General features: G+C 30.2%; 11 protein-coding genes. 7 read left to right on the top strand and 4 right to left on the bottom strand.

Annotated elements, in window-relative coordinates:
• Positions 1–241: 241 nt before the first annotated feature.
• Positions 242–2,599 (bottom strand): DUF262 domain-containing protein, encoded by a 2,358-nt coding sequence (locus PW52_RS05790; RefSeq protein ID WP_052823398.1) that lies wholly within the window; start codon positions 2,597–2,599, stop codon positions 242–244.
• A 6-nt stretch (positions 2,600–2,605) separates the two neighbouring features.
• Positions 2,606–3,856 carry a putative phage abortive infection protein gene (locus PW52_RS05785; RefSeq protein WP_044631981.1) on the bottom strand — a complete coding sequence of 417 codons (1,251 nt, stop codon included), beginning with the start codon at positions 3,854–3,856 and terminating at the stop codon, positions 2,606–2,608.
• Positions 3,857–4,236: 380 nt separating this feature from the next.
• Between PW52_RS05785 and PW52_RS05780 the strand changes: the two genes are divergently transcribed.
• From PW52_RS05780 to PW52_RS05760, 5 genes are all read left to right on the top strand, one after another.
• Complete coding sequence (locus tag PW52_RS05780; RefSeq protein WP_044631980.1) at positions 4,237–5,400, top strand: cytochrome-c peroxidase; 1,164 nt, start codon at positions 4,237–4,239, stop codon at positions 5,398–5,400.
• Between the two features lie 77 nt (positions 5,401–5,477).
• Positions 5,478–5,999 carry an RNA polymerase sigma factor gene (locus PW52_RS05775; RefSeq protein WP_044631979.1) on the top strand — a complete coding sequence of 174 codons (522 nt, stop codon included), beginning with the start codon at positions 5,478–5,480 and terminating at the stop codon, positions 5,997–5,999.
• A gap of 52 nt (positions 6,000–6,051) precedes the next feature.
• Positions 6,052–6,972, top strand: a complete 921-nt coding sequence (locus tag PW52_RS05770) for a FecR family protein (protein WP_052823397.1) — start codon at positions 6,052–6,054, stop codon at positions 6,970–6,972.
• A gap of 5 nt (positions 6,973–6,977) precedes the next feature.
• Complete coding sequence (locus PW52_RS05765; RefSeq protein WP_044631978.1) at positions 6,978–9,434, top strand: TonB-dependent receptor plug domain-containing protein; 2,457 nt, start codon at positions 6,978–6,980, stop codon at positions 9,432–9,434.
• 213 nt (positions 9,435–9,647) lie between these two features.
• Complete coding sequence (locus PW52_RS05760) at positions 9,648–11,114, top strand: vanadium-dependent haloperoxidase (protein WP_131453979.1); 1,467 nt, start codon at positions 9,648–9,650, stop codon at positions 11,112–11,114.
• A 456-nt stretch (positions 11,115–11,570) separates the two neighbouring features.
• On the opposite strand, the gene PW52_RS05755 is transcribed toward PW52_RS05760, so the two are convergent.
• The gene (locus PW52_RS05755; protein WP_117584365.1) at positions 11,571–12,830 is read right to left on the bottom strand and encodes an aryl-sulfate sulfotransferase; all 1,260 of its coding nucleotides are present in this window, start codon (positions 12,828–12,830) and stop codon (positions 11,571–11,573) included.
• Positions 12,831–12,879: 49 nt separating this feature from the next.
• On the bottom strand, positions 12,880–13,203 hold the full coding sequence (locus PW52_RS05750) for an EF-hand domain-containing protein (RefSeq protein WP_082050848.1): 324 nt from the start codon (positions 13,201–13,203) through the stop codon (positions 12,880–12,882).
• Positions 13,204–13,616: 413 nt separating this feature from the next.
• Between PW52_RS05750 and PW52_RS05745 the strand changes: the two genes are divergently transcribed.
• Positions 13,617–14,432, top strand: coding sequence for a sensor histidine kinase (locus PW52_RS05745; protein ID WP_240475151.1), 816 nt, complete (start codon positions 13,617–13,619; stop codon positions 14,430–14,432).
• Positions 14,429–15,100 (top strand): LytR/AlgR family response regulator transcription factor, encoded by a 672-nt coding sequence (locus PW52_RS05740; protein ID WP_044631975.1) that lies wholly within the window; start codon positions 14,429–14,431, stop codon positions 15,098–15,100. Before PW52_RS05745 ends, PW52_RS05740 begins: the two co-directional genes overlap by 4 nt.
• Positions 15,101–15,121 lie beyond the last annotated feature (21 nt).

The raw sequence follows: 15,121 nt of genomic DNA, 5'->3' as shown, positions 1-15,121 counted from the left end.
CTGCATAAACTTTTGGAAACAATTAACGGCTCATTCACTATATTTTAGACTATTTGGCGTTAAGAAAATGTACAGTGTACATTTTTAGCTAAATACGATTTGAAACGTGATTTTAGTAAAGTGTTGTATCCAATTATAATCATCCACTGGATATTTGCATTTGTATAGCCTAAAATATGGACGCTAATTTCTCCTATTGTTTTGACCAAAATTTTATGAGATTAAGTTAATCTAGATTTAACTAATTAACTAATGTTTGATATTTTGAAACTAATTTTTCTTTTACAGATAAAAAATTCGTTTTGTAATCATCATTAATTAGATTCTGTTCTGTATTCTTAAGTATAGAAGATAAAAGTAAAATATCTTTATCTAAATCTTTTAAATCCACAAGCTTATATTTATCAATAGGTATATTTTGCAATAAATCATAAAGTAGATAGAAATCGATTTTTGACCTTTTTGCTTTACCAACATTAAATAAAGAATTCAATTTCTCTTTTAAATCCTTTTCTCCTAAAATTTTTGATAATAAATTTATAAATATCTCAATTTCATTTACACATTGAATAAAATTATCTTTCATGAGAGCGTTTACGGATAACCTTTCAATGATACTTGACACATCTTTTTTATCCCCAATTCTTCCTGTTATTTTGTCTTTTCTGTTATAATATCCAACACTTTTATAATCTTTTCTATATTTATTATTATAATTTATATAGGACAATATTGTTATCAATTCAGCATTCTCCATTCTATCTATAAAATACTTTTTATCAGTACTCTTTATGTAAAACCAGGAAACGTATTTTTGAGTTATTTCTCGAATTAGTTTAATAGTTTCTTTATCAGCAAAGGAATTCCACATTTCAAATGAATTTTCTTTAATGGGATATGGTTTATTATTTAATCGAATAAATAAATCAACAGGTTGAAAATTCTCGTTAATGGCACTATCTATCTCAATTAATTGCAATTTAAAATCTAAAATCTTCTCTTGATATTCATTTTCATCTAAATCTCTATATCTAGCCCCATTAATCTCTTTAATAACTTTTAATCCTCTAAGTTTATAATTATTATTTTTTGAGAAAACTAATTTGTTATTTTCATTTAGATATTGTTTCCCAAGAAATCCTAAGATGGAAAGTATTCTTTGCTGTCCATCAATTATTTCTTTAACACCATTTTTGTTTTTGTAAATAAAAATTGGTGGTAAATAAATACCTAATATTATACTTTCTATAATTGCAGAGGCCTTATATTCATTTATCCTTTCTTGCCTTTGATAAGTCGGCCTTACTAGATATCTTTTGGTTTGTAAATCGTTAATCAACTCCTCTACTGGTATAAATGAAGGATCAGGTTTATTTACTCTTAAAGTAGAAAGTTCATCTAATTTTAATTTTGCTTGATTTTCACTTTGCTTTAGAGATTTAACTCTAGCATTAAAATTTTCATCTCTGATATAATCTTTAAAATCATAAGAAAAAATACTTTTAAAAATATTTGCAGTATCTGTAAAACGATTAATTATTTCTTTGTAATAATGATAAAAATCAGTGTTGTAAGTTTCTTTATTGTTTATATAATGGTTTAGAAGTTTCTTTTTCTCTTCTTCTGTAAATTCCTTTAATTGAGGTACAACTTCAATTTTAAGAATACAAATTGCCCATAATATACATTCATATAAGGTTTTATTCCCTTCTAATTCATTTTTTTGAAAAAAATCTTTTAAAGTTAATACTAGTTTAACATTTTCAAAGAAATCCAATATTAAAGATGAATCTACTATTTTATTTTCTTGAACAACATCATACAAAAGCTTAAGTGTATTCTGTCTATTATTCGTTCTTGCGTAATGAGAAATTGGAAAACTTGTTAGAACAAAATGTTTTCTCAATAACTGTAAAATTTTAGAAAAATCAATATTTTTATCTTTAAATTTGTTACCAAGAAAAGTTTCAGTGATTCTTGCAGTCAATCCTTTATTTTCTTTAAGAATTTTTTTGAATTCAATTGTGATTTTGTCATCATCATAAACGGCATTGTCTATTTCAGAAGTATTTAAAGCTGTAATACCTGAATTATACCTTCTAAATATTTCTTTTTTAATTTTATCTTCAAGATACTCGGATAATTTAGGTTCATTAATTACTTCAAATTCAAAAATTCTTATTTTAACATCTTCAAATATTCCTTGTATATCATCATCAAGTTTGTTAAAGGTGTTGTTTTTTAATTGAGGTAATTCTAAAAGACCTTTTATATTCAAAGCCAAGTCTCCTTCTTTAAATTTTTTCATAGTTTCAAATCTCTGCCTACCATCAATAACTTCTATTTTCCCACCAGAATTAAAAAAGATTAAAGGAGGAATATCTGTACCTAACAATATACTTTCTATAAAAAAAGTAGCTTTAGCTCTATCCCAAACATAATTTCTCTGATAATATGGATTATAATCAATTTTTTTTTGCATTCTATCACTAAAAAGTGTTTTTATAGACATGGAATATGAAGAGATTTTCATATTATTTTTAAAAATACTTTCAAATTCTTTCTGAGACAATTGTGATGTTATTGATTTCTTTTCCATAATTATTTATAGAGAAACTCCTTTATTACTTGTAATTAAATATTTGACATTGTTCGAATCTAAATTTTCAGAAATATTAAAATTTAATTCTTCTGAATCATTATAAGTCGTGAAAACAAATTTATGATATAAATGGTGTAGAACATATTCCTGAAATTTATTCAAATCTAAATCATATTTATCTTTAATAATATCATTTTTTATATTAAAAAATGATATTTTAATTTCTGTTAATTCATCTGCTATAACGTGAATGATCATTGAAGAATCCTCTGTTTTTACAGATCTTTCAAAAGGAAAATCTTCTTCATTTATTACCTCTTGTTTCATTAATTGTTTAAATTCTTTAAAATATGATTTTAAATAATTAGATAGCTCTTGTATGAATAAAAGTCTATTAAAATCCATCTTAACTTTACTACAAACCAAATTTTTAAATTCAATTTTAGAATCACTTGGCAAATGTTTCAATAAATTATACTTTAAAATTAATGGGTAAAATTTAGTTCCAAAAACTGTGTATGAGTTATAATAAAGCATAAGCAATTCTTTTTCAGAAAATTGAGAACGTAATATTTTAGAATACATCTTTTTATCATCTTCAGACATAGTACTATTATCTATAAATTTCACTAGTCTATATACTATTCTAAAATAATGCGAAATATCATCCTTACAATTAAAAAAAAGTTCATTATATGCTTTTAATGTTTCTTTATGATTGATTAATGGTTCATTAGATATTTTTACTTTGGATGATAATTTTTTTATAAATTCAATAAAATAATCTTCTCCGTTAGAATATCTTGAATTAAGAATTCTGATGTTGTCACTATACATTTTTAACATTGAAAAAAATGTAGATTCAAATTGTTGTTTTTTTAATGTTTTTGACTGTTCAATAAATACTTTTCGCGATTCAATTAATTCATCTTTTTGTAATTTAAATTCATTAGTTTGTATTTCTAGTGCTTCAATTTGTTTAGCCAATGCTTTTTGATTTGTTGCAATATCTCTTCTCTGCTCTTTTAAAGCTAAATAGAATAAAACAACTCCAACCAATGCCCAAATAGAACCAATTACTCCACCTATAAAATCACCTAAAGTACCCAGCATTCCTGCGTCTACAGTGGAGTCAAAATCAAAAAAGTTACGTTTCCAAAGAAAAAGTGATATAGCAAAAATTAAAGCTATAATACTTGGTATTATAATTATTTTTAAAGTTTTATTTTTATCTTGTTTAGGTGTGGTTTCCATTAGAAAATTTAAACAATAAATATAGCATAATAATTTTGGTAAATAATTTATAATAATATATTTAATTCCATTCCATAGAAATCACTTCCCTCCTACGTCGTCGCATAAAAAGTGTTTATTGACAAGATTATTATTGTTTTAGAGAAGTTCATGAATCTCCCAAACTCGATTTCATTAACATCGTAGAAGAAACATTTTAGAATAAATTTTTTCAATAAACTGTAGTTGGACATAATTGCAGACTTTACTTTCACAAATCATTCAATAAAAAAAATAAAACCAAGGGTTGGGTAAAACAAGTAGCGTAACGTATTAAATAAAAATCGCCACCAAATTGGTGAAATCAACGATGTAATTATTTAATCAAAACACTATTTAAAATGAAAAACCATTTGCCCTTAATTTTATTATTTGTACTAGCAATTATGTCCTGTAGCGAAGATGAATACAGCGATATTACAATGGATGAATTTGAAGACATAGGCACCACTACTCCAGATATATCGGAACTAAATTTACCTACTACGCCATTCAATTATGCAAATATTGCATTACCAAACTATTTTTTAGATAATGATGTGCAAAACGAAGACAACACGCCTAACAACAACCAAATTAGCAACAATGGAGCAACGCTTGGACGTGTATTGTTTTACGACAAAAACTTATCGGTAAACAACAGTATTTCTTGCGCCTCGTGCCATATTCAAGAAAATGGTTTTTCCGATCCTAATCCGTTAAGTACAGGTTTCGATGGCGATTTTACGTCGCGAAACTCCATGGGTTTAGCCAATGCGAGGTTTTATGAAAATGGTCGGTTTTTTTGGGATGAAAGGGCAGATTCGTTGGAAGAACAAATTTTAATTCCTATTCAGGATTTAGTCGAAATGGGCATGACATTACCAGAGCTTGAAACCAAATTAGCACAGATAGATTATTATGAAGTGTTATTTGAAAATGCTTTTGGTGATAGTGATATAACAAGCAATCGTATTGCTTTAGCGGTGTCTCAGTTTATTCGATCTATGGTGTCCTACCAATCTAAATTCGATGAAGGCATGGCACAAAGCAACAACATAAATAATAATTTTGCCAATTTTACAGCTTCCGAAAACCGCGGTAAACAGTTGTTTTTAAGTAACCAAACGAGGTGTTTCGATTGTCATGCAACCAATGTTTTTGTTGGCGATCAAGCCAGAAACAACGGTTTAGACGCTACTATTACCGATGAAGGCGTTGGCGGAATTACAGGAAATAATAACGACTTGGGCGAATTTAAAGTGCCTTCTTTACGAAATATTGAATTAACGGGACCTTATATGCATGATGGCCGATTTGAAACCCTTGAAGAAGTAATCGAGCATTATAACAGTGGTGTGCAAAATAACCCGAACCTCGATAACCGTTTAACACAAGGCAACAACGTGCGCCGTTTAAATTTATCGGATGCCGATAAGCAAGCCCTTGTTGATTTTTTAATTACGCTAACAGACGAAGTGTTTACAAACGATGAAAAATTTTCCGACCCGTTTTTTATAGAATAGCCATTGTTTAATGTTTTTATAAAATAAAAATGCTCCGCTAAATTTATTTTATATTTACAATTAAATAATAAGTCATAATGGATCAATCCTTCTCTGTTTGCGATGAAGATGTTTATAATAATTTGTACCGAAAACATGCCGAGAGTTTAAGGAATCATTTATATTTTAAGTTTGGTAATTTAAAACAAGCAGAAGATGTTGTACAAGAGTCGTTTATAAAATTATGGGCTAAATGTAACAGTATTATTTACGAAAAAGCAGCTGGATTTCTTTACACCATAGCTAAAAACATGTTTATAGATTCGTTAAGACAACAAAAAGTGGCTTTGAAATTTGAGAAAAATTATATTGAAACATCAGATATTGAAGATCCTTATTTTCATTTAAGAACCAAAGAATTTAAACAAAAAATAGAAGCAGCCATTTCTGCATTACCAGAAAAACAACGTGAGGCGTTTTTACTAAACAGAATTGAAAAGCTCACTTATAAAGACATAGCTAATAAGTTACAAATTAGCCAGACTGCAGTTGAAAATCGAATTTCAAAAGCATTAATGAAGTTAAAAGAAATAACCGAACTGCAAAAACGAAACATTTAATCGGGCAAAAACAGCTTGTTAAGCCTATATAATTTAGATAAAAAAAGTAACGGTGGACGATAAATTTAGTAAGAATAATGTACTGGCAAGGTGGCTTGATAATCGTTTAGAAGACAGCGAGAAAATGGAGCTAGAATCTAACGGTGAATTAAACGATCTTAAAGTTGTTCTTGATGATATTGACACATGGCAAGTTGAAAAGTTTGATGTTGAAAAAGGTTTAGCCGATCTTAACAAGCGTAAAAAACTGGTAATCTCCCCTGCTCCAACAAAACAAAGTAAATCTGCATCATGGTTAAAAATAGCCGCAGCTATTGTTGTGTTATTAACTGCCGGATTTGTTACGTTTAATTACTTTATTAATGCTGAAACTACGATTAAAACTGCTGTTGCAGAAACTAAAACCATTAATTTACCCGATGGTTCTGTAGTTAAAATGGATGCTTTATCAAGTATTTCATTTAAAGAAAAGGATTGGGAGCATAACCGAAATATTGAATTAAACGGACAAGCATTTTTTGATGTTACTAAAGGTGAACGTTTTAATGTGATAACTAATTCTGGAAGCATACAAGTGTTAGGCACTCAATTTAATGTGAATACTAACAACACTATTTTTGAAGTTAAATGTTACGAAGGAAAAGTTAAAGTTACATATAATAACGATGCCGAAATTTTAACTAAAGGTCATGCAGCCATAGCCAAAGCCAATAAATTGGTGCATACAACGCACAATGCTAAAAGTCCGGAATGGCTCGATGGTTTCAGTAAATATTTCGAGACTAATTTATTGCAAGTTGCTACCGATTTAGAAAAGTATTACGACATAAACATTGAACTTCCAGAAACATATCATAATTTACAGTTTACTGGCACAGTGCCTCATAACGATTTAAATACCGCTTTACAAACCTTGTTTTCTTCTATGGAAATTAACTATACAATAAGTGGAAAAACGATAATTGTAGACTAGTTTGTATGATCCGGAATTTCAATTTTAACAAATATCTACTAGTATTTTTTTGTTTTTGCGTTTTCAATTTTAGCGTTTCGCAAACAGGAAATACAGTAAAGTTATCAGATAAACTTTCGGAGTTAGAACGTAAGTTCGATGTGCATTTTTCATACAATCACACTTTTTTTGATGCCCTTTTAATCAATAAAAACATTAACTGCGATAGCATTTCTAATTGTCTTGAAGTAATTCAGCAAAAAATTCCTATAAGCATTACGAGTATCGATGGTAAATTCTATACTATAATTCCGAATAGAGATGCTTTGATTTTTAAAGCTATTGATGTTGAAACCAACGAAAGCGCAATGTCTTTACAATATCAAATAAATAATGAAGCTCATAAAGTAGTACACGAAGAACAAGGTGTTTTCACAATAAACGATGTTTTTCCTTTAGATTCTATTCATTTTTATTCCAATTTTTATAAAACAGTCCATTTACAAGCAAAAGATTTACAAAAAACTAATAGCTTAAAACTTTACAAACAGCAAATTAGCTTAAGTCAAGTTTTGCTAAAAAGTTATTTAACTAGTGGTATCGATTCTAGAATTAGAGACCACAGTTTACAAATTAATACAGAGCTTTTAGGTTTGTTGGCTGGTGAAACCGATGGCGATATTTTTAATGTATTAAACAATGTTCCTGGAATACATTCACCGAGTGGAAAATCTGGAAATTTAAATTTTAGAGGCAGTACTTACGATCAAAATTTAGTGCAAATAGACGATATACCAATTTATCATTCTGGACATTTTTTTGGTGCTATTTCGCCTTACAACGCTTCAATTATTTCGAATATTGAAGTGCAGCGTAATATGTTACCTGTTAAATGGGGCGGTCGTGTTGGCGGACTAATAAACATGACAACAGATGCTAAAATTCCAGAAAAAAACAGCTACGAAGTGGCCTTAAATACCATTTTCGCTGGGGCTACAATTAACACTAAACTAATAAAGGACAAATTATCTTTACTCGTTGCTTTTAGAACCAGTTATCCGCAGTTTAACACACCTAAATTAACTGCTATTTCCGAGCTTATTTTTCAGGGTAGTAAATTAGAGCCAGAATCCGATGAAATTAATAGTTCTGATAATTTCGACATGGGATTTTCTGATATCAATGCCAAATTAAACTATAAAATTAACGACAAACATAATGCAACATTAAGTTTTATAAATATTCAGAACGATTTATATGCTGAAATACAAAGCAATAATTCTAACAACCAAATAGATTATCGAGATTTAGAATTAGATAATTGGGGGATTACAGGAAAATGGAAAGCTCATTTTTCTGAAAAATGGACTACAGAAGTGAGATTGAGCAAATCGAAAATGAATATTTATAGCGAAAGTGAAGGCTTTGTTTTAGAGCAACGTTCTAGCTATCAAAAATATGATAACACCATAAAAGATACTCGATTAATTACTGAAGCCACTTATAAACACAACGATAATTTACAATTCGATGCCGGTTATACCTTAACAGCGCACGATATTATTAGCAACGAGCTCGAAGAAGAAAACGAAATAAATACAGAGCGCCAACAAAATGCTACGGTACATTCAAATTATTTGTCTGTACAAAAAAATTGGAAAGAGAAATTAATTTTAACCTTAGGCATTCATAATAATTACTACGTTCCTTTAAAGAAACTGTATGTAAACCCGAGGATTTTAGCGAGTTATAAAATTGATAATCGTTGGTATTTAAAATCTTCATTTGGTACTTCTAATCAGTTTATACAAAAGAAGTTTACAAACGATTTCGACGATTTTAATATAACCAATCAGCTTTGGTACTTGCCTAAAGAAGACATCAATCCGTTAAAAGGCACACAAGCCATGGTTGGTGGTGTTTTTGAAAACTCAAAGTGGTTATTCGATTTAGAATTGTATCATAAAAAAACAACAGATATAACCAATAAAACCGATAACGAACAAGGCAATCTTACCAGTAAGGGAGCCAATTTATTTGTTAAACGCCGTTGGAGCAACTTCGAAACTTGGGTAAGTTATGCGCTTAGTCGTACCGAAACAGATTTTAATGGCGTTAGCACCACAGCGTTTTACGACCAAACTCACATTATAAATTTAACGGGATTGCTCACTTTAAATCAATGGAAATTTGCATTAACATGGGGCTGCTTTTCTGGAATACCCATTATTTATCCCGACGAAACCGATAGCAATAACGCTAACATCGATTATAGCGATAGATTTGATGCTTTACATCAACTCGATTTTTCTGCTTCATATACGTTCAAGCCATCAAAAGGAATTAAATCTGTTTTAGGCTTATCTATTTTAAATGTTTACAATCAGGATAATATTGTAAATGTTTTTCAAAATACTTCCGATAATAACTTCAGGAAAGCAAGTCAGTTTTCACCAAATCTACAATTAAATTTGTTTTTCTAAATTTTAAAACTAATTCATAACTAACTGTTATAAAGTGTTTTAAGTCACTTTATTTTTACTTTTTATTTTTATTTAAAAAAAGGGTTGGGTAAAACTTAAGCATTCTCGTAATACATACAAACAAGCAATTTATAGCCATTTTTTAAGCTGTAATTGCATGTTGTATTAACACAAAAATTAAAAGAGATCAACTTAAATTTTAAACCCAACATTATGAAAAGAACAAACTTAAAATGGATTTTTATTCTAGCTATAAACATAATTTTGTTTCAAGCTTGTAATAATGACGATTTATCCGAAGACATTATTCAAGATATTAACAGCGATAGTATTGAAGCGGGCATTGTAGAAGCCGATGTTACCAATAACACCACAAATTTAATTGTACAATGGAGCGACCTTTGGGTGTCTTTAGATCAATACACTGTTGGTATGAGGCCCAATACCGTTACACGATCGTTAGCATATATTCATTTAACAGGATATGAAACCGCAGTTCCATTTATGGATAATTACAATTCTAACACCAATAGATTTAACAATTTTAACATCAACAATAATAATTTAGAAAATAATGTCAATCTAAATTTAGCTTTAAACACGGCTTATGCTATTGCAATAGATCATTTTATGCATAGTTTGGAAGCCGGCACAAGACAGAGTATTTCGAATTTTCAAGATGATATGGAAGAGACTTTAACCGTTGGTTTAACCGATGATGAAATTGAAAACTCCCAACTTTGGGGAACCCATGTTGCAGAACGTGTTATTGCTTATGCCGAAACCGATAACGATGCCGAAGAACAAATTGTTAACCAAACACCAAACAGCTATATTGCTCCAGTTGGCGTGGGACTTTGGGAAGCTGGTGAAGGTGAAAATGCGTGGTTTCCATATTGGAGAGAAGTAAGAACGTTTGCTATTTCGCCAAACCAAACTAGCAGCACTAATTTTAACAGTGTTTTACAACACAGCGCTAACCCAAACAGTAACTATTATCAGCAAATGAATGATGTTTACCAAGCTACCATTGCAGCAGCTACAACCGATACCGAACAATTATGGATTGCCGAATTTTGGGCAGATGATGTAGAAGGTTTAATGATTAGTCCACCAGGTAGACATTTTTCTATCGCAAATCAATTAATAGAACAATACGATTTAGATTACGATGAATCTTTAGAGCTTTTATTGCGTTTAGGTTTGGCATTAAATGATGCGGCCGTTTCTGCTTGGGACGATAAATACACCTACAACATTGAGCGACCGAGTAATTTTATTCGAGAATATATTGATGAAGATTACACCACTAATTTATCGAAATTTATTGATGGTGTAAACCCTGCTTTTCCAAGTTATCCTTCTGGTCACGCAACCTTTGCAGGCGCTGCAGCTGGTATTTTTATAGATTTTTTTAATACTGATAACATCAATTTTACCGATAATACTTATAGCGATTTTACAAATTTAAGTTTTAATGGTACCGCCAGAACATTTTCTTCTTTTTCTGAAATGGCTACAGAAAACGCATATTCGCGTGTGTCTTTAGGAGTACATATTGAGCAAGATGCTATTGAAGGTTTACGTTTAGGTTATGAGGTTTCCGTTGCAGTTAACGCTATTAACTTACAAGGCGGAAACAACAATAACAACGGGAACAATAATAATAACAATAATTGATAGTAATAAAGTCTAATAATTTAAGCCATAATAGTGTATTTATTATGGCTTATTTTTATAGTAATTTATTGAAATGTTGTTTGTAGATAACTTGAATTATTTATAATTTAATCGTTTTAAAATCTAGAAGATTACTCCCCTATTTTATTCTTAATTAAGTTGAATTGAAAACGCTTTAAGTTATTCCCATATATTTTTAAATGCCGTATAAATCATTTTAAATTTAAAAGAAGTACTGTTGTATTTAATTTTCATTTAAAAATAGAGCGTTGGTAACTAGTAGGATAAATATTTAGAGAATAAAAAGGAATTTATAGAATAGTTTAAACCTCGATTATTTCTATTTTCAATTTCATTAAATAACATCAATAAAAAAAGCTCCGCAATACATTGCGAAGCTTTTGAGACTAATAAAAAAACGTAATTCATTATTTAGAATTACAACTAACTTTATGGTTAAAGACCTAGGGCTGTTACTGCTGGCGAATCAACATCTACGGGATACGTTCTCCAAATGGCATTAAAGTTTGTGTTTTTCCATAACACTTCGCCACTTTCGCTTACTTCCCAAATAGTTCCTGCTGTTCCTACACCAATTAAGGTATTTCCGTTGCTCATTCGGCCGGCGCTACTTGTTGTTAAACTATATAAGTTGCTATCGGTAAACTCCCAAGTAACCGTTGGTTCGTTATCTTGACCTGCAACTAATTCGTAAGGCGGATTTAACTCATATTCAATTACTGCCGATTGTCCGTTGTAAATATTATTCGAGTACACTAACATATTTCCAGTATCTAATAAATTAGGATAATGAACACGGTTTAGTGTTACTTCGCCCGTATTGTTATACGTTAACGGATTTCCAAAGCGGTAAATCAAATCACCACCTAAATTATAATTTCCACCAGTGCTTGTTGCTGCTTCTGCAGTAGTTGTGCTGTGGTCAATTACCCAAACTTCGCTATAATAATTTACGGTAACATAAATTAAATCGCTTGTTTCATCTAATGTTAAGCCGTTAGCATGCATAATGTCACCATCGGTTTGACTGCTGTTATAGTTAACATTTATTTTATTTGGGTTATCTACAACAACACCGTAGTTTTCTTTTGTACTATCGTATTCTTGCACTAAATGATCTTTTGCATGCCATTCCCAAATAATTTCTTCGGTAAGCGGATTTAACTCTACAATAGCTTCTGGATAAATAGCCCTGTTTGCTTCAAAGCCCATAGTTTCTGCTTCAGTTGCAGTCACTCTTTCCCAAACTAAAAATAAGATATTACCGTTAGAAAGGTATTCGAAATCGTGATGTGCTCTATAATCTGTATCGGAATATGAAATTTCCCAATCTACAGTTTTATCGGCATTTATTTTTTTAAACTTACCGCCATAACCTCCAAAGGAAATTGTAGAATTAGACGTTTTTAATTCAACAATTAAACTACCATCGTCTAAAAGTTCGGCTTCATCACCTAATTCCTCGCCATCTAAATCCCATTCTACTAATTCATCACCATCATGGTCTATTAAAAAAACACCATTTACTCCTGTATCGACAACAAGAATATAAGAATCTGTGTCGATGCCATCGGTGGTACTTTCCTCGGTAGTATCATCGCTATCATCATTTGAACATGCTGTTAAAAAGGCTAAAGATGCCAATAAAAAAGCGCTTAAATAGTTCGCTTTATATTTTAATATTAAGTTTTTCATATTTGTAGGTTGTTAAATTTTAAGTGATTAATTTTTCATTTTATTTATACTAACCTCTTGAAGGTCTTCCTTCTCCTCCACCTTGTCGTTCTGGTTTAGGCGCGTTTTCAATTTCTACTTTCGATAAATAACCGTCTTCATCGGTATCTATTTTAGAAAAATCATTTTTTAACGGTCCTTTTACTTCAGCTTCCGAAAGTTTACCATCTTTATCGGCATCCATTTCAGATATTAATTGCTCTGCATTTGGTTGTCCACCACGTTGACGTTGGTTATTTCTGCTTTGATTTTCTGTTTCCGATGACGATTTACAAGATGCAAACAAGGCCACAGTTACTATTAAAGTAAGTAGTTTTAGGTTTTTCAAATTCATAATTTTTTGTATTTTAAATTTACTCTTAGAGTGTAAATGTCTATAAAAGTTAAATGCAATAATGTTGTTTTCTACGAACAGATGTAAGTTTTCAGTAAACGGCTTGTTTTGTTCTGTAAGCGCTTTGTTTCACTTTTAGTTTTGGCTTAAAATGGGCAACTCATGGATTTTATTTTCCGTTACTTTGTAGTATGAATAGATTTAACAGACTAATTGTACAGGTGGCTTTGTGGCTATTTATAGGCCTAGTAATTTGGTTTAACCAAAGCCTAGACTCCGCTTTATTTAATGAGAATTTGACAGTATTTATTTGTCAAGTTGTTCTTATTTATTTGCTTATTTACGTACTTGCTCCCAAACTTTTGTTCACAAAAAAGTATGTAGTATTTAGTCTTATTTCGGTTTTTTTAATTATGGTATTGGCTTTTATTATAACCGATATTTTTAGAATGCCAATGGAGCCGCATCATCCTATTAATAACATGCCCGCTCCTGCACCGCCACACGAATCTGGCCCCAGACAACCACCGTCTCATTATTTGTTTAATCTGCTTATTATGGGCATTGCTTACAGTATAGCTTTAGCGCTCGAAGTTTTTAATCATTTAAAGAAAAAAGAAGCCGAAACTATAAAAGCTCTAAATGTAAATTTGCAAAACGAACTTAAATTACTTAAATCGCAAATTAATCCTCACTTTTTGTTTAATTCTCTTAACAATATTTACACATTAGCTGGTATAGATGCTGGTAAAACACAAAAAAGTATTATTAATTTATCCGATATGCTTCGTTATGTGTTGTACGACTGCGAGCAGGAAACAGTGCCAATAAAAAAAGAAGTTGAATACATTGAAAATTACCTGAAGCTTTTCGCATTAAAAAGTAGTAAAACCTATCCTATTTCTACAACATTAAATATAGAAAGCAACGCTATTCTGGTGGCTCCAATGCTTTTTATTCCATTTATTGAAAACGCTTTAAAACACAGTAATATTGATGATCGCGACCATGCTTTTATTAACATAAATATTAATGCAACCAGTACCGAAATTAATTTTGAAGTTGAAAATAGCAAACCACAAAATAAGGTAGTAAAAGATGCTGTTGGCGGTATTGGATTGGAAAATGTAAAGAAAAGATTGGCTATCTTGTATCCTAATAAACACAGCTTAAAAATAGTTGAAAACGAAACTAGTTTTAAGATTAATTTGCAATTAAATTTGGTATGAATAATATAAAATGTGTGGTTATTGACGATGAGGAATTAGCAAGAACCTTAATAAAATCGTACATCGATAAAGTTGATTTTTTAGAATTGGTTGATGATTTTGAAAATCCTATCGATGCCATACAGACCCTAAAAAAAGGACAAGTACATCTTGTTTTTTTAGATATACAAATGCCACAATTAAAAGGCACCGATTTTGCCAAAATGATTGATGCAAATTTAAAAGTAATTTTTACTACAGCCTATTCTGAATATGCCTTAGAAGGTTACGATTTAAATGTGCTCGATTATTTATTAAAGCCTATAACTTTTGAGCGCTTTTTGCAAGCCATTAATAAATACAATAAAGAAACTATTTTAATTGAAAATACCATAACGGTTAAATCTGGTTACGATTTACATAAATTACACTTTGATGATATTCTTTATATAGAAAGCGATAGTGAATACGTGAATTTTTATACAGAAAGCAAAAAGATTATGAGTCACCAAACTTTAAAAACGCTTCAGAAAAAATTACCAACTTCTATTTTTATGCGTGTGCATCGCTCTTACATTGTAAACAAGCAAAAGGTTTCTGCGTTAAAAGGTAGAAACTTACAAGTTTGCAGTCATAATATACCAGTAAGCGACAGCTACTATGAAGCTGTTAAAAAGAAATTATTTTAATTATTTTTTTGTAATAAAATT

The organism is Neotamlana sedimentorum, from assembly GCF_000943565.1.
GTDB lineage: Bacteria > Bacteroidota > Bacteroidia > Flavobacteriales > Flavobacteriaceae > Neotamlana > Neotamlana sedimentorum.
The sequence above is the reverse complement of the archived record's forward strand: the minus strand, read 5'-3'. Positions and strand labels throughout refer to the sequence as shown.

Bases quoted from the DNA above. Each gene is read 5' to 3' on its own strand.
- PW52_RS05790 (WP_052823398.1), bottom strand. From the start codon at position 2,599: ATGGAAAAGAAATCAATAACATCACAATTGTCTCAGAAAGAATTTGAA.
- PW52_RS05785 (WP_044631981.1), bottom strand. From the start codon at position 3,856: ATGGAAACCACACCTAAACAAGATAAAAATAAAACTTTAAAAATAATT.
- PW52_RS05780 (WP_044631980.1), top strand. From the start codon at position 4,237: ATGAAAAACCATTTGCCCTTAATTTTATTATTTGTACTAGCAATTATG.
- PW52_RS05775 (WP_044631979.1), top strand. From the start codon at position 5,478: ATGGATCAATCCTTCTCTGTTTGCGATGAAGATGTTTATAATAATTTG.
- PW52_RS05765 (WP_044631978.1), top strand. From the start codon at position 6,978: ATGATCCGGAATTTCAATTTTAACAAATATCTACTAGTATTTTTTTGT.
- PW52_RS05760 (WP_131453979.1), top strand. From the start codon at position 9,648: ATGAAAAGAACAAACTTAAAATGGATTTTTATTCTAGCTATAAACATA.
- PW52_RS05755 (WP_117584365.1), bottom strand. From the start codon at position 12,830: ATGAAAAACTTAATATTAAAATATAAAGCGAACTATTTAAGCGCTTTT.
- PW52_RS05750 (WP_082050848.1), bottom strand. From the start codon at position 13,203: ATGAATTTGAAAAACCTAAAACTACTTACTTTAATAGTAACTGTGGCC.
- PW52_RS05745 (WP_240475151.1), top strand. From the start codon at position 13,617: ATGGTATTGGCTTTTATTATAACCGATATTTTTAGAATGCCAATGGAG.
- PW52_RS05740 (WP_044631975.1), top strand. From the start codon at position 14,429: ATGAATAATATAAAATGTGTGGTTATTGACGATGAGGAATTAGCAAGA.